The 20,810-nt window shown below is 36.8% G+C and carries 8 protein-coding genes; all 8 read left to right on the top strand.

Annotation, left to right across the window (positions count from 1 at the left end; all coding sequences use genetic code 11):
• The first annotated feature begins 204 nt into the window (after positions 1–204).
• The 8 genes from mch (at position 205) to Q4Q55_RS00210 (ending at position 20,737) form a co-directional block, all read left to right on the top strand.
• A complete protein-coding gene (gene mch, locus Q4Q55_RS00245) occupies positions 205–1,176 on the top strand; it encodes a methenyltetrahydromethanopterin cyclohydrolase (RefSeq protein WP_303370816.1) in 972 nt (323 codons plus the stop codon).
• 118 nt (positions 1,177–1,294) lie between these two features.
• Positions 1,295–2,122, top strand: a complete 828-nt coding sequence (locus Q4Q55_RS00240; protein ID WP_303370815.1) for a DUF4013 domain-containing protein — start codon at positions 1,295–1,297, stop codon at positions 2,120–2,122.
• Between the two features lie 113 nt (positions 2,123–2,235).
• Entirely contained in the window at positions 2,236–2,781 is a 546-nt protein-coding gene (gene rbr, locus Q4Q55_RS00235; RefSeq protein ID WP_303370814.1) for a rubrerythrin, read from the top strand.
• 57 nt (positions 2,782–2,838) lie between these two features.
• Positions 2,839–3,384 (top strand): rubrerythrin, encoded by a 546-nt coding sequence (rbr, locus tag Q4Q55_RS00230; protein ID WP_303370813.1) that lies wholly within the window; start codon positions 2,839–2,841, stop codon positions 3,382–3,384.
• A gap of 91 nt (positions 3,385–3,475) precedes the next feature.
• Positions 3,476–4,021 (top strand): rubrerythrin, encoded by a 546-nt coding sequence (gene rbr / locus Q4Q55_RS00225; protein WP_303370812.1) that lies wholly within the window; start codon positions 3,476–3,478, stop codon positions 4,019–4,021.
• A 70-nt stretch (positions 4,022–4,091) separates the two neighbouring features.
• Positions 4,092–5,501 carry a nicotinate phosphoribosyltransferase gene (locus tag Q4Q55_RS00220; RefSeq protein WP_303370811.1) on the top strand — a complete coding sequence of 470 codons (1,410 nt, stop codon included), beginning with the start codon at positions 4,092–4,094 and terminating at the stop codon, positions 5,499–5,501.
• Positions 5,502–5,510: 9 nt separating this feature from the next.
• Entirely contained in the window at positions 5,511–6,488 is a 978-nt protein-coding gene (gene bsh / locus Q4Q55_RS00215) for a choloylglycine hydrolase (protein WP_303370810.1), read from the top strand.
• Positions 6,489–6,760: 272 nt separating this feature from the next.
• Complete coding sequence (locus Q4Q55_RS00210; protein ID WP_303370809.1) at positions 6,761–20,737, top strand: right-handed parallel beta-helix repeat-containing protein; 13,977 nt, start codon at positions 6,761–6,763, stop codon at positions 20,735–20,737.
• Positions 20,738–20,810: the final 73 nt, after the last annotated feature.

Here is a 20,810-nt window from a genome sequence, read left to right as displayed (position 1 = left end):
TCTTGACCAACAGGGATTATCCAAAAGAGCAGTTGAAAAGTAATATTTTTTTAATGAAAAAATTTTAATACTCAGTAAAGTGCAATTCATCTTCAGCTTAAAGAAGCCAAAGAATTTTGCACAAAAATGTTAAATAATACCTTAAATAAAATCTTAATTAATAACTTATTGATTTTAAGTTAATATTTGATATGAGGTTAAACTATGGTAAGTGTAAACGTAGAAGCTAAAAAGACCGTAGATGTGATGATTGAAAAATCAGATGAATTAAACATCGCTGTAGAAACTTTGGACAATGGAGCTACTGTCATTGACTGTGGTGTAAATGTTGACGGAAGTTTCAAAGCAGGTGAACTCTATACAAAAGTTTGTCTTGGAGGGCTTGCTGATGTGGGAATTTCAATTCCTGGAGATTTATCTGAAAAATTCGCTCTTCCTTCAGTAAAGATTAAAACAGATTCACCTTCAATTTCAACCTTAGGTTCTCAAAAAGCAGGTTGGTCCGTTTCTGTAGGAGATTTCTTTGCATTAGGTTCTGGTCCTGCTAGAGCAATAGCTTTAAAACCGGCAGAAACTTATGAAGAAATTGGATATGAAGACAAAGATGCAGATTTGGCAATTTTAACTTTGGAAGCTGACGTATTGCCTGGTGATGAAGTTGCCCAATACATTGCTGATGAATGTGACGTTGACGTTAAAAATGTATACTTGCTTGTAGCTCCTACTTCTTCTCTTGTTGGATCTATTCAAATCTCCGGTAGGGTAGTTGAAAACGGAACTTACAAAATGCTTGAAGCTATTAAATTCGATGTAACTAAAGTAAAACACGCTGCAGGTATTGCACCTATTGCACCGGTTGATCCTGACGGACTTAAGGCAATGGGCAAAACCAATGATGCAGTACTCTTCGGTGGAAGAACTTACTACTATGTCGAATCTGATGAAAATGATGACATTGCTGATGTGGCAGCAAAATTACCATCTTCCGCTGCTGACGGATACGGCAAACCATTCTTCGATGTATTTAAAGAAGCAGAATTTGATTTCTACAAAATAGATAAAGGAATGTTTGCTCCTGCAGAAGTGGTCATCAACGACTTAACCACAGGTAAAATTTATAAAGAAGGATTTGTTAACGCAGACTTACTTAAAAAATCCTTCGGTGTAGATGAATAGATTTTTCATCTATTCTTTTTTTCTTTTTTTTATTTTCTTTGCTTAATTTTAAATAGTATTAATTTTAAATATATTCATTACTCAGATGAGTTTTTTTTTAATTTAAAGGTGTATACATATGGAAATCATGGATATTATCAAAGAAGCATTTATTTTTCCATCACAGAACTTGGAAAAACTTGTAATTTATATTTTACTAACATTTGTTATGGGGATAGTGATTGCAGGTGGAATCGTTGCTGGTGTATTCGGTGCATATTATGATGTGGCATATTTAGCCATTACAGCTATTTTGGCCGTTGTTGCCTTAATTATTTCTTTAATCATCTCAGGTTATCAGGTAGGAATTCTAAAATCCGGTATTGATAAGGTTGATGATGCCCCAAGTTTTGACTGGAAGAATGATTTAGTAACCGGTATATTATTGTTAGTCGTAAGTATAGTCTATTTTATAATTCCTGCGGTCATTATAGCTATCGTTGCTTTAATTACCAACATTCCTGGACAAATTATTAACATTTCACAGCAGATGGCTTTAGCTCCAGCCAATGCAACTGTTGCAGGCGCTTCTATTTTTTCAAACGTATCAGAATCTGCTTTAGCAAGTTTAGGTACTTCAATTGCAATAACTTCTTTAATTGCTGTTGTTTTAATTATAATCTTTGCATTCCTTTATACCATGGGTGAATCAAGACTTGCAAATACAGGCGATTTAGGTGAAGCATTAAACATTCCGGAATCATTCAGGGACATTTCAAGAATAGGCTTTGGTAAGGTTCTTGGTGTTGTTCTTTTAATGGCAATCATTATTGCTGTAATACAATCAATTTTAACTTATTTATACGGACAAGTTCCATCCTTCTCAATTCTTTCAGTTATTATAACTCCTTACTTGACTTTCGCTTCACAAAGGGCAATAGGTTTATTATATTCAGATATAGCTTAAATTAGGCTATTATCTTTTTTCTTTTTTTTTTGAATTTTTTTCATATTTTATGATTGTTTGAAAATATTTTTAAATGATAATCATCATATAGTATATCAGTGGAGATGTTAATTATGACTGATTTAAAAGGTACTAAAACTGAAGAAAATTTACAAGCAGCATTTGCTGGCGAATCTCAAGCACACACAAAATACCAATACTTTGCAGCTAAAGCAAAAGAAGAAGGATACGTACAAATCCACGATATTTTCATGGAAACTTCCAAAAACGAAAGGGAACATGCTAAAATTTGGTATAAAATTTTGCACGATGAAGAGATTCCAGACACAATAGAAAACCTCAATGCAGCAGCAGACGGTGAAAACGAAGAATGGACTTCAATGTATAAGGAATTCGCTGAAACCGCACGTGAAGAAGGATTTGCTAAAATCGCATTCCTGTTCGAAAAAGTCGGAGAAATTGAAAAAGAACACGAAGAAAGATACAGAACTTTACTTGCAAATGTCGAAGCTGAATCCGTATTCAAAAAAGAAGATGAAATCGAATGGAAATGTGAAAACTGCGGATTTATATTCAAAGGTCCTCAAGCACCTGAAATGTGTCCTGTTTGCGGATATCCAAAAGCACACTTCGAAGAAAGAGCTCAAAATTACAAATAATTTAACTCTTTCATTTTCTTATTTTTTTAATATAATCTAATTTTCGAGGATGATATTATGGCAGATTTAAAAGGCACTAAAACTGAAGAAAATCTAAAAGCAGCACTTGCCGGTGAATCCCAGGCACGTGTCAAATACGAATTTTACGCTTCCCAAGCTAAAAAGGATGGTTATGTCGAGATTAAAGATATTTTCCAGGAATCATCTGACAATGAAAAGGAACACGCTAAAATTTGGTTTAAATTGTTGAATGGCGGTAAAGTACCGGATACATTAACCAACCTTGCAGATGCAGCAGCAGGTGAACACGAAGAATGGACTTCAATGTATAAGGAATTCGCTGAAACTGCACGTGAAGAAGGCTTTGATGATATTGCAGATTTATTTGATGCAGCTGGCGCTACCGAAAAGGCACATGAAGACAGATACAACGCATTGTCTGATAAAATAAAAGCTGATAAAGTATTTAAAAAAGATGAAGAAATTGCATGGAAATGCAATAACTGTGGTTACATCCATTATGGAACCGACGCTCCTGAAGTATGTCCGTTATGCGATCACCCACAAGCACACTTCAGAAAACAAGATACCAGTTATATCTAGTTTTCTTTTCTTTTTTTTCTTTTTTTGTAACCAAACACTCACCAAATCTTTTTATATGATAAAAAAGCCTTTAAGTTTAGGAGTTGATAATATGCCTAAATTAAAAGGTTCTAAAACTGAAGAAAACTTAAAAATCGCCCTTCAAGGCGAAGCATATGCGCACATAAAATATGAATGGTACGCTTCTCAGGCCAAAAAGGACGGCTTTGAAGAGATTAAGGACATATTCCTTGAAACATCAGCCAACGAAAAGGAACATGGAAAGGTATGGTTTAAGCTGTTGAATGGCGGTGCCGTTCCGGATACCTTAACCAACTTAAAGGAATCCGTGGAAGTTGAAAAATACGAATGGTCAGACATGTACAAAAACTTTGCTAAAACTGCCCGTGAAGAAGGATTTAGGGAAATTGCGGAGCTTTTTGAGTTGACTTCAACAATCGAAAAAGCACATGAGGAGCGATATAAAATTCTTGCAAAAAATATCCAGAAGGACAGGGTTTTTAAAAAATCCGGTGAGATTACATGGAAATGCAACAATTGCGGATATTTGCATAAGGGAAAGGCCGCTCCAGATGTCTGTGCGATGTGCGACCATCCTCAGGCACATTACAGAAAACAAACCATGGGTTACAAATAACCCTAATTTTTATTTTTTTTTAGTAAATTTATTTATCATATTAAATATTAATATGTATTTAAGTGGTATTATGATTGAAAACAATATTTGTTTGCTAACAGATAGTTATAAGGTAACTCATCACTACTTCTACCCTAAGGGTACAGAAAAAATATATTCCTATCTTGAAAGTAGGGTGGGTGCCGAATTTAACAAAACTATTTTTTACGGCCTTCAATACATTATCAAGAAGTATCTTGAAGGCAACGTAGTAACTGAAGAGAAAATCAATCAGGCGGATGAATTGATTGCCAACCACATTGGAGAAGGAATATTCAACAGAAAGGGTTGGGAATATATTCTCGATGAGCATGAAGGAAAACTTCCGATTGAAATCAAGGCAGTTAGTGAAGGAACACCAGTCGATGTAAGCAATGTGCTCATGACTGTTGAAAATACAGATAAGAAATCTTATTGGCTGCCGAATTATCTTGAATCCCTGCTTCTGCAAGTCTGGTATCCGTCAACCGTTGCAACATTGTCTGCGGAAGTTAGAAAGCTTTCCAATTTCTATCTTGAAATAACAGGATCCGTCAAAGACAATCTTGATTTCATGTTGCATGATTTCGGATATAGAGGTGCAACTTCAACAGAATCTGCAATGCTTTGTGGATCTGCTCATTTGCTCAGTTTTTCCGGAACCGACACAATTCCAGCTCTTACAATTCCAGAAAATTACTATAATGATTCCAACCTGTATGGATTTTCTGTTCAGGCAACAGAACACAGTGTAATGACTTCACTCGGACCTGATGGTGAAATGAACCAGGTCTTGAATGTAATAAACAAGGCCAAGGAAGGTGTTTTGTCAATTGTAATTGATTCATATAATTACAGAAACTTCCTAACAGAAGCCGGCAGGTCAGGCGGTGAATTGAACGAAGCCATTTTGAATTTCCTTGATGGGGAAAACAATAAGGTAGTATTCAGACCGGATAGTGGAGAGCCTGTTTCCACCACAATCGACTGTTTGAATTTGCTTTCTGAAGGTTTCGGAAGTCATCTGACAGATAAAGGCTACAAGGTATTTGATTTGAATATTGGATTGCTGTGGGGTGATGGTTTAAACTATCAAAAGATAAGGGATATTCTTTTTGCCATGAAGTCCAATGGATGGGCTGCAGAAAACATCATATTCGGTATGGGTGGAGGACTGCACAGCGCAGTTAACAGAGACACCCAAAGAAATGCATTCAAATGTTCTGCCCAGTTAAGGGATGGCGAATGGCAGGATATATTTAAAAATCCACTTGATTCAAGTAAAAAGTCAAAAACAGGTAGATTTAAATTGATAAGTGAAAATAATTCATTTAAAACAGTTTCAATTGACAGTGAAGGTGAAGACTATCTTCAAACTGTATTTAAGGATGGGGAATTCTTGATTGATGAAAAATTTGGTGACATTAAAGCAAGAGCTTTAAACTATTCTAATTTCTTATGAGGTGAAAATATGTGTACTGCAAGCAATTATATAACTGATGACCATTATTTTGGCCGTAACTTCGATTATGAAATTTCATATCATGAAAGGGTTACAGTTACTCCTAGAAATTATAAATTCGAATTCAGGAAAATTGATGATATTGAATCACATTATGCAATAATCGGTATAGCTGCAGGTGTGGATGGCTATCCTTTATACTATGATGCATGCAATGAAAAAGGATTGGCTATTGCCGGTTTGAACTTTGCCGGAAACGCCTGTTATCTGGAAGAAAAAGAGAATATGGTTAATGTGACTCCATTTGAGTTTATTCCGTATCTGCTTTCAAAGGCTGCAAGCGTAAGTGAAGCCCGCGAATTGTTAAAGGAAATCAATCTGGTAAACATTAATTTCTCAGAGCAATTGCCGTTGTCTCCCCTTCATTGGATGATGTCTGATGAAAAGGAAGCTATTGTAATTGAACCTCTTGAAGACGGTTTGAAAGTATATGACAATCCTGTAGGGGTGCTTACCAATAACCCTCCATTTGATAAACAGCTTTTCTATTTAAATAACTACAGAAGCCTGTCAAACAAAAATCCGAAAAATACCTTTGGAGGAGATATTGATTTGGATGAATATTCCCGTGGAATGGGTGGCATTGGCCTTCCAGGAGATCTCTCATCCGCATCCAGATTTGCAAAAGTTGCATTTACCCGTGCAAATTCATATTCAGATATGGATGAAGCAAGTAGCGTTGGTCAGTTTTTCCATATTTTAGGTTCTGTTGAACAGCAAAACGGATGCACTTTCATAGCAGATCCAAATTTGTATGAATATACCATATACACATCATGCTATAATACAAATAAATGTATGCTGTATTACAGAACTTATCATAACTCACAAATCACAGCTTTGGATTTGAATAAAGAGGATTTGGATTCAAGCGAGTTGGTAAATTATGATTTAATTAATGAAGAACAAATAAATTTCATTAATTAAACTTTTTTTTATTTTTCAGATATTTTTTTATCAGTCTTGTCATCTTTTTTTATGTAATTTGCATTTAACATTTAATTTTTATTTTATTATTGAATAATGTTCAATAAAATTCAGTTCTAAATGGATATTTTTTATTAATTTTCCAATATTGCTTTTTAAATTTTAGGCATGCTTATATATTCTTTAAAGCAAATATATAAATGAATAATGATTCTTTTGCCGATTAGTATTCTTTTTTATTAATTGACTGGACCAGGGGGTGAAAACGCAAAATGAAAGGCAAAAAGTTAATCGTGATAATGGCTATAATTATTCTTATATTTGCTATTCAGGCGTCATGTGCGCTTGATGATGATAATGACTTTAATCTAACACAAACAACTGATATTGGAGATAATGATGTTCAAATTGATAGTGTTGATGAGGTAATATTGGATGATAATGAGATTGCTTCAGAAAATATCAGCGAAAGCTCTCAAAATGATGTTTTAGGAATTAGTGATGAAGATGTTCTGGGTCGAAATGTATATGTTACTGACGGTTCGTATGCAACATTAAGGTCAGCTCTAATGAACAATGTAAATAACGGGGATAATGTTTTCCTCAACGGACTTACATTTTCAGGTGCTCCATCAGGTTCAATTATCATTAAGAAAAATGTAAACATCTATGGTGGAAGCAGTATAGATGACCCTACACCTGCAGTATTTGATTTGTCTCAGTTCACTAATAACGTAGTTTTACAGACAGATACTAACGGCTGTACAGATTTCAGCATAAACAACATTGTCTTTAAGAATTATTACAATAAGGCTTGTGCTTATATGATTACAGCCGGAATGACAAAATCATACATGACCAGAAGCATTATAAACAACTGTACTTTTATCAACAATACAGTAAGTAATACTGGTTCTGTTATCAGGTTCATCACATACGGATCAAATAACGAATTGTCCAAATGTAAGTTTTACAATAATACTGGTTCTTTGTTGGTTGATGTTTCAACAAGACAATCCAACAGTGAATATTCTGATGGTTTTAAAGGATATGACAATGTATTCATTAACAATACAGGTACAAAACAATTCAGTAGTGTAAAACAGTCTTTAGGATTATGTATTAAAGTTTATGACAAGGTGCGTTCATCATATTTCGACAACAATATTTTCATTAACAATACCAATGCGGTACACGGTGCAGCATACTGTCTGTTGGCACAGAATGTTGTAATCACAAATAATTATCTTGAAGGAAACGAGGCTGTCTATGGTTCAGGTATAGAAGCGCATCATGGTTATATCAAAGTGTATAACACAACATTCGTTTCAAATTATGCTTACGGCAATCATTCCCGTGAACCTTCCAGGGACGGAAGTGGTGCGGCCATAGCATTTTCAGATGAAAATCATGGTGATGGAAACAATTTTGTTCAAAATTGTACATTCATTTCAAACAAAGCTGCTTCCTATGCCGGTGCAATCGATATCGTTGGGGATAATACAGTAATTCTCGACTGTAAATTTTACAACAACACTGCCGATTTGAAATATGGTGGTGCGATATCAATTTCCGGAAAGAACACCTATGTTCACAATTGTACTTTTGAATTGAACGAGGCTCCTATGGGAGGTGCTGTTCAGTTAAGTGGTGATTATATTAAAATCGACAATTCCACATTTACAAATAACAGTGCAATTGCCGGAGGAGCATGCAAGATTGAAGGATATAACGTAGAGGTTTCAACTTCAACCTTCAACGGCAATGGGGCAACTCATGATTTTACAGGCTCTGTTCATGATGATTCAGCTTTAGTTACCTCAGGCGGTGCAATCTATATTGATGGTGATTATGCAATAATCGTTAACAACAATTTCAATAATAACACTGCTGAAGGCAATTATTCAGATGGCACAGGTTTAGGTGGTGCTTTATACTTGGAAGGTAGTTCTCCTACTTTCAACAGCAATAACTTCACTGAAAATGATGCTATCTTTGGTGGTGCAGTATATATTCATGGTGATTATATTACTGCTGAAGATATTGAATTTGATTCAAACACAGCTATTAAAGGTGGTGCTATCTACATTAAAGGTTATGATATTGGCATTAACAATATCACTGCTTTAGAAAACAAAGCTATTCAGGGTGGAGCAATCTATATTGAAGGTGACGACACATATGTAACAAACTCAACATTTGAATGGAATAATGTTACCCGTGATGTCGATTTGATTAAACCGGGTGCTGAGACTCTCCGTACCTGGGGTGGTGCCATATTTATTGAAGGTAATGATGTAAACGTTTATGACAACACTACATTTACACGAAACACCGCTATGGGTGGATATGCTAATGGAGGACATGGTGGTGCTATTGTTATAAAAGGTGACAATGCTACCATTTATGACAGTCATTTCACTTTGAATGAAGCGGTTAGTGGTGGTGCAATTTATATTGATGGTGCTAATGCTACTGTTAGGGATATGTACTTCACTTCCAATAATGCTGTTCAGGGTGGTTCAATATATATTGAAGGTACTAATGCTAATATTACCAACAACACATTCTATCATAATAATGCTACACATGATTTGATATTCCCTATATCAAGTGAGGTAAATAAGCTATCCACTAGAGGTGGTGCTATTGCTATAAGCGGTAATTATTCAAATATCTATGATAATAACTTCACATACAATGCAGCTATAGGCATTAATCCTGACGGTGGTCATGGTGGTGCTATTGCTATTGACGGTTATTATACAAATGTTACCGATAACCTGTTTGATGACAATGAAGCCGTTGCAGGCGGTGCGCTTTATGTGACCGGTACAAATACCACTGTGGATAATGTCAACTTTACAAACAACAGGGCTATTAAAGGTGGAGCTGTATTTATCCAGGGTATCAATACTTCAATCATAAATTCACAATTCATAGCTAACAATGCAACTCACAAGCTGACCTACAACTTAAACCCAATATTGGATGATTTCACAACTGAAGGTGGTGCAATCGCTATTGACGGAAACAATACCTTATTGGACAATGTATTGTTTTATGAAAACGATGCTATAGGTATTAATCCTGATGGTGGTCATGGTGGTGCAATTGCTGTAAATGGTTATGATACCACAATTAAAGATGTAAACTTCACTTCAAACCAGGCAATTGTTGGAGGTGCAATCTATGTTAACGGTACTTTAAACTCCCTTAACTATACAAACTTCACTAACAACAAGGCTATCCGTGGAGGAGGAGCATACATCAAGGCATCTAACACTACAGTTTTAGGATCTGTCTTTGACAACAACACTGCAACTCATGATTTAAGATTTGAGGTTAATGATGTATTGAATCAACTCACAACTCTTGGAGGAGGTATTGCAATTTCAGGTCAGGACGTTAATATTTACAATTCAACATTCATCAACAACACTGCTGTTGGAATATATGAAAACGGCGGTCTTGGAGGTGCTGTTGCAGTAAACGGTTCTTACAATTACATATTCAATTCTTCATTTGAAGACAATGAAGCTATTGAAGGCGGTGCTTTCTATTTGGAAGGCGGTATTACTGTAATTGAACAATCCAACTTCACAGACAATCATGCAATCAAAGGTGGTGCAGGATTTATAGACGGACAGGACAGTGCAATTATAAATTCCAAATTCGAAGACAACAATGCAACACATGATTTAAGATTCAGCCTATCAGACGCATTAAAAAATACAGCCACAGCAGGTGGTGCGATATCAATCATTGGAAACAACATTAATTTAACTTCAAGCAATTTCACTGACAACCATGTCAATGCAGAAAATGAAAATGTCAGTATTGGTGGTGGTGCAGTCTACATTGAAGGTAACAATGCAAATATTTCAAATTCCAAATTTGAAGAAAACATCGCATTGAAAGGTGGTGCTGTATATGTAGTGGGTAATATTACTAACATTTATGAAAGTAACTTCTCAAGAAATTCCGTAACCAACTTTACAGTCATGGAAGGTTTCGGTGGAGCAGTATATCTTGAAAATTCACATGAAAGTGACTTCACAGGATGTAATTTCGTAAATAACTCAGCTTCAATTAATGGTGGTGCTATTGATTGGCACGAAGGCGCTACAGGTGGTCAAATCCATAAATGTACATTTGAAAACAACACTGCCGGTGCAAATGCCGGAGCATTATTCTGGTTTGGAAATGGAGGCAGTATAACTGATTCCAACTTTACAAATAACAAAGCTAACGGTACTGTACAATGTGTAATGGGTAATGCTGGTGACGGTGGAGCTATTATGTGGACAGGATCCAACGGTACTGTCGATAACTGTAAATTCATTGGTAACGAAGCAAAAGACCATGGTGGTGCAGTATACCTGAGAGGTGTGGTAATGCCTGACGGTTACGTACGTGCGGAATGTGACAACAATACATTTAAAAATTCACACTTCGAAAATAACACGGCCGGAACTAATGGTGGTGCTATTACCTGGTATGAGTATGCTTCAAATGGTACAATAGAAAATTCCACATTTGAAAATAACACTGCCAACAGGGCTGGAGGTGCTGTTTTCTGGAACGGTGATGACGGTACAATAGTATCATCAAACTTCACAAATAACCGTGCTACCGGTTTGAATAAAACTGAAGAAGGTAAAGGTGGAGACGGTGGTGCAATCGTCTGGATGGGATCTGACGGTCTTGTCGATGATTGTATATTCGTAAATAATACCGCTCCGAAAAACGGTGGTGCAGTTTATCTGGAAACCTCTCCTGAATTAGGTGCCTGTGATAATACTACATTCGCTAATTCTCACTTTGAGAACAACACTGCAGGTATTAATGGTGGTGCTATTGACTGGCACGCTGGAGCTACAAACGGTAAGATTTCAAATTCAACATTTGAAAACAATAATGCTAACCGCAGTGCAGGCGCTGTTTTCTGGTATGGAACTAACGGTACAATCGAAAACTCCAACTTTACAAATAACCATGCTTTAGGCGATGTCAGTTTCACTGATATGTCTCAGGGTAGTGGTGGAGCAGTCTTGTGGACTGGTTCTAATGGTATAGTGGATAATTGTACATTTGAAAACAACACTGCCAACAATCATGGTGGTGCAGTTTATCTGGATTCATTTGAGGGAAATAACGCCAATAATACTACATTCATAGCTTCTCACTTTAACAATAACCATGCAGGTGTTAACGGTGGTGCTATTGACTGGCATGAAGGTGCTACTAATGGAGCTATTATAAATTCAACATTCGACAATAACACTGCTGAGGCTAATGCCGGAGCTGTATTCTGGTTTGGTGACAGTGGTGATATAATTGGTTCTAACTTCACTAACAACAAAGCTAACGGTACTGTACAATGTGTAATGGGTAATGCTGGTGACGGTGGAGCTGTTATGTGGACTGGTTCCAACGGATTAGTTGACGACTGTGAGTTTATTAATAATAGTGCAACCAACAACGGTGGTGCAGTATACTTACGTGGTGTTGACGGAAGGGCTGAATGTGACAACAATACATTTGCCAACTCTCACTTTGAGAATAACACTGCCGGAAACAACGGTGGAGCAATTAACTATTACTACTTGGCTAAAAACGGTAAGATTTCAAATTCAACATTTGAAAACAACAACGCCAGCTTTAGCGGTGGTGCAGTTAACTGGTATGGTACCAATGGTACAATCGAAAACTCTAATTTCACCAATAACCATGCTTTAGGTCCTGTTGATCCAAACAACCTTACAAGTGGTTCTGGAGGTGCAATTAGATGGGCAGGTTCCAATGGTATTGTAGACAATTCTCAATTTGTAAACAACACAGCTAATGCTCTTGGTGGTGCAGTATATCTTGAAGCATCCGCTGAAGGCGATGCGGATAATACTACATTTAAGAATTCACACTTTGAAAACAACACTGCTGTTATCAATGGTGGTGCTATTGACTGGCATGCAGGTGCAACCAATGGTAGAATAGAGGATTCTTCATTTGAAAACAACTCTGCAGGCGCTAATGGTGGTGCCGTATTCTGGTATGGTACTGATGGTACTATTGTCGGATCTAATTTCACCAACAATAGGGCTTTAGGAGATGAAACCGGAACTTACGGATCTTCTGGTGAAGGTGGTGCTGTTATCTGGACAGGTTCCAACGGTCTTGTGGATGGTTGTATCTTTGAAAATAACTCTGCAAAATCAAACGGTGGAGCAGTTTATTTAAGAGACCTGGACACTGGCGATTGTGATAACACTACATTCAAAAACTCCAAGTTCATCAATAACACAGCTTCTAGGGAAGGTGGTGCTATCGATTGGAATGAAGGAGCTACAAATGGTGCAATCATAAACTCTACATTTGAGGATAACAGTGCATACGATGGTGGAGCTGTATCCTGGACTGGCCATAACGGTCAAATCATAGATTCAAATTTCACCAATAACAATGCAAGCAATAATGGTGGAGCTGTTCGCTGGTCAGGTATTGATGGTATAATAGAAAATTCCAGATTTGAAGACAACAACGCTACTTACGGTGGTGCTGTATATCTGCAAAACTGCAAGCACAGTGATGACACTAATGTGACAATCAAGGACTCATACTTTGAAAACAACACTGCTTTAGAGGATGGAGGTGCTGTTAACTGGAAATTGGGTACTAATGCTACTATAGACAATTCCCAATTTGTAAATAACACTGCAAATCGTGGTGGTGCCGCATTTATCAACGGTAGTGATGGTGACATCAAGAATTCCAACTTCACAGGTAATGAGGCAATTCTTGGTGGTGCAGTATATCTGAATAATGAAGACATAACTGTTGATGGTTCTGATTTCACTGAAAACGCTGCTATTCAAGGTGGTGCAGTTTACGTTGGGGCCGCAAATAATAGGATTATCAACTCCAACTTCAACAATAACAACGCTACCTATGACTTAAGGATAAGCACTTCAAAAGACCTTAAAACCAAAGGTGGTGCGATATATATTGACGGTGAAAATACTGTTATAGAAAACTCCAAATTCTATAATAACACTGCTAATACTCTTCGATCATACAATGGTAACGGTAATGATCCTTCAGCAACAGATGATGGATTGGGAGGTGCAGTATTCGTAAGTGCAGACAACGCAAAAGTCATTTCCAGTGAATTCAATGATAACAAAGCATGCAACGGTTCTGCATTATATAATGATGCATCAAACACTTTATTGGATGATGATACCTTCATTAAAAATCAGGCTTGGTCATACATTTTAAATGCCACTGCTGTTCCGGATACAGCGTTCTACGGAACAACTGTAACACTCAGCATAGCAAATTATACTGGTGGGGACAACATTATTAACGGCATTTACAATGTAGCTGATGTTAATGATATCGTATTTGATGAAGTAACCTACATAGCTAATAATGACGAATCACAAACCAGAAAAACAAAAGCTAACGTCAGTCCCGTTTCAGGTGCTTTAAATAGTGAAGATGGTGTAGAATTATACCAGGATTCACTTGAAAGGTATCAGGTTATAAACATTGAAGTTATCGACAAGGCAACAGGTGAAGTTGTACTTGCAAAAACAGTCAACACTGACTTGTATGGTAACTACTCTTTGGATTTAACCGGACTGGCTCCTGGAAATTACACAATCAAAGCACAGCATCCGGAAGATAGAAACTATAAATACATTTTATCTTCATGTGATTTGGAAATTATTCCATATGTTGATTTAAGCATTGAAAAAGAAGTTTCCAGTTATTACACAATTTACGGAAACAACGTTACTTTCACAGTAACCGTAAACAATGCTAATAATGCTTCAAATGCAACCAATTTAAAAATCAAGGATGTGCTGCCAATCGGATTGGAATATCTGGACGTGAATGTTACAAAAGGTAAATATGATACTTCAAGTAATCTTTGGACTATCGAAAAGTTAGCTAACGGCACTGATGCAGTACTGACAATGGTATTCGACGCTACAAAATTAGGCAAATTCAACAATACAGTAAACGTTACCTGCGATGAGGCAGAATGGAACTACACCAATAACAATGCAACCGTATGGTTTGAAGTGATTCTATTTAATCTTACAATAAATAAAACCGCTCAAATCAATGAAATAAATGTTGGTGATAAGGTTACATTCACCATTAACGTTACTAACAACGCTAAGGCTAATGCAACTATGGTAAACATTACAGATATTGTCCCAAAAGGTTTCAGTTTTGTCGAATCCAATGCAACAGGATATGACAATAAAACAGGTTTGCTTACTGTTGATTTAATAGAAGCAGGTAAATCATATATATTTACTGTTACCTTAAAAGCTATTACAAACGGTACCTTAACAAATGTTGTCAATGTGACCTGCAATGAGAATGATACAGTTAAATCTTCAAGCACAAGTGTAAAAGTTAATCCTGTGGTTAATTTGACTGTTAAAAAAATTGTGGATTATGCTGATGCAATTGTAGGTGATGTTCTTACTTTCACAATTGTCGTGACAAATAACGGCCCTTCAAATGCAACCAATGTTGCAATTGATGATGATCTTCCTAATGGACTTGAATTGCAGAAAGGTTATGAATTGCATTATGTAATTCCATTCCTTGAAAGCGGCAAGTCTGCGGAGGTAAGCATTAAAGTTGAAACTAAGGAAATCGGTGAATTTACAAATTATGTGCATGTGAAATGTGATCAAAACGAAACTGTCAAATCAGCCGATGTTACTGTAGAGGTTTTAGAAACTGACATCAGAATCAACAAAACCGCTAATGTAACTACTGTATATATTGGTGATTTGGTTAATTTCACAATTAAAATTAAAAATCACGGATCCGCACAAGCCACCCATATAAATATCACTGACATGGTGCCAAAAGAGTTTGAAATACTCAACACAAACGGTACCAATACTACAACAGATCATTTCATCAAATGGGACGTAGGCAATTTAGCCAGTGAACAGGAATACAGTGTCTGGATTCTTGTTAGGGCTATTACAAATGGTACATTCACTAATACAGCTTATGTAAACTGTAGTGAAGAGTCACATACTCATAACAGTTCAGCTACCGTTAAAGTTCTTCCTATAGTCAAATTGGACATCAGCAAAGTTGTCAACGTAAAAGCGGACGAGATTATCGTTGTTGGAAATAATGTCGTATTCACAATCAATGTTACAAACAATGGCATTTCCAATGCAACAGGTGTATTAATTACAGATATCGTTCCTGAAGGATTCGAATTTGTATCTGCAAATGTGACCGGTTACAATAATAAGACCGGAGAACTGGCAGTTCCATTGATTAAACCTACAGAGTCTTATGTATTCAACATAACTATGAAAATAGTTAAAGAGGGTGACTTAACCAACAAGGTTAATGTAACATGTAATGAGAACACAACTCTTGTTGATTCAAGTGTTTCTGTTAAAGCAGCACTCGCTATCATAACTATCAATAAGACTGCTAACGTGACTGTTGTGGGCAATAACACTTTGGTTAACTTCACAATCATTGTAAACAACACTTCTATTGTGAATGCAACTGAAGTAATTATCCAAGACAGTTTACCGGATGGCTTAATACTCGTTTCAAAAGGATGTAATTTGACCGGCTTGGAAGCTACCGTTTACAGCGGCAGTGACGGCACAATTGTTTCATGGGGTCCTTGTGAAATCTCAAACGGCACAGCCATTAAGTTATGGATTGTTGCAAGAACTGCAGTTATAGATAATTTAACCAACGTTGCTAGTGTATTCTCCAAGGAGAATGAGACTGGTGATGAAGATGAAGCTATTGTAAATGTTGTTCCTGTCATCTTGACTGTCAATAAGACTGTTAACGTGACTGTTGTGGGCAATAACACTTTGGTTAACTTCACAATCGTCGTCAATAATACCTCTATTGTGAATGCCACTGATGTTGTGATTAATGATTACTTGCCTGCAGGCCTGGTGCTTGATTCAATCGGATCCAATGTAACAGGTTTGGTTGGAGATAACAGTACTTTGCCGAACGGTAAAACATTAATAAGTTGGAACATTGCTGAAATGGTCAACGGCAGTGCAATCAAGCTATGGGTTGTTGCAAGAACTGCAGCAATTGGTAATCTGACAAATGAAGTCAATGTAACAAGCAAAGAGAATTCCACTAAAATCAATGATACTGCAATCGTAAAAGTTCTTCCTGTAAACTTGACTGTTGTAAAATCAAGTGATTTGCGCATTGTTGGAAACAACACCAGAGTCACTTTCACAATTGTTGTGAATAACACTGGTAAAATCAATGCAACAGGCGTAAAAATCATAGATGAATTGCCTAAAGGCTTTGAATTTGTAGAAGTAACTGAAGGTAATCTAACAGCAGGTAATGTTGTAAGCTGGACTTTGGATTTAAACAGTGGCAAGGATAAAACTTTCACAATTGTTGCAAAATCTTTATCTGTAGGTAACTGGACAAATACTGTTAATGTCTCATCCAATGAGAATAAGACTGTTGTGAACTCCAGTGCTGAGGTTGAAGTTGTTGACGTAATCATGACTGTCGATAAGACTGTTGATTTGACTGTTGTTGCTAACAATACTTTGGTTAACTTCACAATCGTTGTCTCTTTGGACTCAATTGTGAATGCCACTGATGTTGTGATTAATGATTACTTGCCTGCAGGTCTGGTGATTGATTCAATCGGATCCAATGTAACTGATTTGGTTGAAGATATCAGTACTTTGCCGAACGGTAAAACATTAATCAGTTGGAATGTTGGTGATATGGTCAACGGCAGTGCAATCATGCTATGGATTACAGCAAGAACCAATTCCACAGGCAACATGACTAATGCTGTTGAAGTGAAATCCTATGAGAACTCTACAGTTGTCAGCGATGATGCTACAGTAGAAGTTGTTCCGGTTATTTTAACCGTCAATAAAACTGCTGATGTGACTGTTGTTGGAAACAACACTGAAGTTACCTTCACAATTGTTGTAAATAACACAGCACGTGTTGATGCGACAAACGTAACAGTTAAAGACATCATACCTGATGGATTTACTATTGTAAGTGTATCTGGCAATAATAAAACTGACGGTCAGGAAATCACTTGGACAATTGGCAGTTTGCCAAGCGGTAAAAACGCAACCTATCAGGTTGTCGTGAGAACTAACTCTGTTGGCAATATGACTAATGTTGTTGAAGTGAAATCCTATGAGAACTCTACTGTTGTCAGCGATGATGTTGATGTGGAAGTAGTTGAAGTCAACGCTACCATTATTAAGACTGCTGATTTGACTGTTGTCGGAAATAACACTTTAGTTAACTTTACAATTCTTGTAAATAACACTTCCCGTGTTAATGCTACTGATGTATGGCTCACTGATTTGCTTCCTGACGGATTTGCATTTGTAAATGCAACAGAAGGTTATGAACTGGACGGTCAGAAAGTTATTTGGTTTGTCGGTAATTTAACCAGTGGCGAACATAGGACCTATTGGATACAGGCAAGATCCAATGCCGTAGGCAACTGGACAAATAAAGTTAATATCACATGTGATGAGAATTCAACAATACTGAATAACTTCACAGATGTTGAAGTTGTTCCGGTTATATTGACTGTAAGCAAAACAGCTGACGTGACAATTGTCGGTAACAATACTCTTGTTAACTTCAAAATCATTGTGAACAACACCAGTTTGGTTACCGTATTCAATGTAACAGTCAGTGATGTTTTACCTAAAGGATTTGAATTTGTCAACGCAACTGAAGGCTACATGCTAGACGGTCAGACAGTAAGCTGGAATTACACTAATTTCCAAAGCAAATCCAGTGTGGAACTTTGGATTCAAGTCAAATCCAAAGATATTGGAAATTGGACCAATGAAGTACATGTGTCATCCAATGAAAATGACACTGTTGTTAGTGACAGTGAAACTGTTGAGGTAGTTCCAATCAATCTTACAGTTGTAAAAACAGCTAATCCTGTATCTGTAAATGTATTGGAGCTTATTAATTTCACAATTGAAGTAACAAACAACGCTTCAATAGCTGCTAACAATGTAACCGTTACAGACATGATTGACCTTACAGCATTTGAGATTAAAGGTCATAACGGAACCTTAACACAGGATGGAGGCAAGCTTGTCTGGAACGTAGGTTCACTTGCAGGTGGCGAAACATTCAGTGTATGGGTTATGGTTAAAGCTTTAACTGGCGGTACATTCACAAATACCGTTAATGCTACAGCAAAAGAGAATAAGACTATTGTAAACGATACTGCAACTTTCAATGTTATTCCTATCGTCAAGTTGGTGGTTAACAAAACTGCAAATGTTGACAGAATAGGTTATGAGGACTATGTGACATTTACAATAACCGTTACAAACAAAGGCCCATCCAATGCAACTCATGTTGTAATTAGGGACATAACACAAGAAGGTTTGGAAATCTACAGTTCAAACGATGATAGATTTGACATAGGCAATGGTGAAATGATAGTGGACATGATTAAACCTGGAGAATCCGTAGAATTCACTGTTACAACAATGGCAACTTCCATAGGTAATTGGACAAATGCTGTTGAGGTAACAAGTACTGAAAATGACACTCCTGTCAAATCAGAGGATGGTGTTGAAGTGGTTTATGTTAATTTGACAGTTACAAAAACTGCCAATGAAACTTTAATCCATAATGACACTTTAGTCAACTTCACTATTGTGGTTAAAAATGCGGATGAATTCACAGCTACCTTCATAAACGTAATCGATGAATTGCCTGAAGGTTTTGTATTTGTAAATGCAAGTGAAGGCTATTCCAAATCCGGTAATTCCGTTGTATGGTATCTTGATGAATTAACTGCAGGATCAGACGTAACATATTGGATTGTAGCTAGATCCACTCAATACGGTAATTTGACAAATGTTGTAAATGTAGTCTACAATGAGGGTGAAGATACAGTCGTTTCAAACAGTACTGTAAAAGTAAACAACGCATCTATGTCTATAGTCAACAGGGCAAATGACGAGTTTGTATATTCCGGTAGTCAGACCAGCTTCACAATCACTGTTACAAATGATGGAGGTATGATCCTTACAGGTATTGCTATTGATAATGTTATCTCAGATGATTTGATTTATGACCACTTCACTGGCTCTAATTGGACTTATGATGGAACCAGATTCCATTATAATGGTTCTTTAGCTGTTGGTGATTCAGTCGATTTGACTATTGTCGTAACTACAGTCACATCAGGTGTATTTGTTGATAGAGCAACTGCAAGTTCAGATAAAACCGTCAATTGCAGTGATGATGACAGTGTTTTAGTATACACTCCATATCTGACAGTTCGTGAGATATCAAATAATCCACTTGCTTTCGTGGACAGCTATATCAGTTTCACTGTTGTTGTTACAAATGAAGGTGATTGTGACCTTACAGGTGTTTATACTATAAATAAATTCCCTGACGGCCTAATCTACACAGGTTATGAAAACGAAGATACTGCTCAAACAGTTGTCAATGTTTTATGTGCCGCTGCATCAGGATGGACTCAGAATGGTAATAGGTTCAGCTATGCTGGCATTCTAAAGCCTGGCGAATCAGCTAGCTACAAACTATTCTTCACCACTACCCGTGAAGGAGTATTTACTCCGGAAGTGGCTGCTTACTCTGATTTGACTGGAGGTGCTTTTTCAGACAACAAAACTGTTGTCATTAAGCTAGAACCGGTTGAACCAAGCATTAAAGTGGTTAAGGAAGTTGTCAATGCTTCTGTAAAAGTTGGCAAATTAGTTACTTTCAAGATTACTGTTACTAACGACGGCAATTGCAAGGTCGGAGGTATTTTCGTAAAAGAAAATGCTCCTGAAGGTTTGGTCTTTGTCAAACTAATCGGTAAAGGCTGGACCAGACAGGGCGATAAGTTCGTTTACTCTGGCAGTTTGTCTCCGGGTGATTCCGTAAGCTTTAAAATAGTCTATAGGGCTACTAAAGTTGGAAACTTCACAAATGAGATTACAGCTGGATGTAACATGACAGGTAAGGTAACAGACAAAGTTGACTTTGAAGTGCAAAACAGTACTTCTTCTGAGAAAAATGAGACACAGGATAAAAACATCTCTCATAAGTATCGTGAGCATATGGAGCATGTTTCTCTCATGCATGCAACCGGAAATCCGATAGCTTTATTGGCATTGGTCATTTTCGCACTTATACCTATCAAAAGGCGCAAACACTAAAACTAAAATTTTCGGGAGTTTTCAACTCCCTCACTATTTTTTTTTAAAATATTTCCAAAAAACTAACAGAACT

This window comes from Methanobrevibacter sp. (assembly GCF_030539555.1).
In the GTDB taxonomy this organism is placed as follows: Archaea; Methanobacteriota; Methanobacteria; order Methanobacteriales; family Methanobacteriaceae; genus Methanocatella.
Note: the sequence above shows the minus strand (reverse complement) of the source record. Positions and strands in the feature narration are given on the sequence as shown.

What these genes read in the sequence shown, in the direction of transcription:
- mch (WP_303370816.1), top strand. Translation starts at nt 205, where the DNA reads ATGGTAAGTGTAAACGTAGAAGCTAAAAAGACCGTAGATGTGATGATT.
- Q4Q55_RS00240 (WP_303370815.1), top strand. Translation starts at nt 1,295, where the DNA reads ATGGAAATCATGGATATTATCAAAGAAGCATTTATTTTTCCATCACAG.
- rbr (WP_303370814.1), top strand. Translation starts at nt 2,236, where the DNA reads ATGACTGATTTAAAAGGTACTAAAACTGAAGAAAATTTACAAGCAGCA.
- rbr (WP_303370813.1), top strand. Translation starts at nt 2,839, where the DNA reads ATGGCAGATTTAAAAGGCACTAAAACTGAAGAAAATCTAAAAGCAGCA.
- rbr (WP_303370812.1), top strand. Translation starts at nt 3,476, where the DNA reads ATGCCTAAATTAAAAGGTTCTAAAACTGAAGAAAACTTAAAAATCGCC.
- Q4Q55_RS00220 (WP_303370811.1), top strand. Translation starts at nt 4,092, where the DNA reads ATGATTGAAAACAATATTTGTTTGCTAACAGATAGTTATAAGGTAACT.
- bsh (WP_303370810.1), top strand. Translation starts at nt 5,511, where the DNA reads ATGTGTACTGCAAGCAATTATATAACTGATGACCATTATTTTGGCCGT.
- Q4Q55_RS00210 (WP_303370809.1), top strand. Translation starts at nt 6,761, where the DNA reads ATGAAAGGCAAAAAGTTAATCGTGATAATGGCTATAATTATTCTTATA.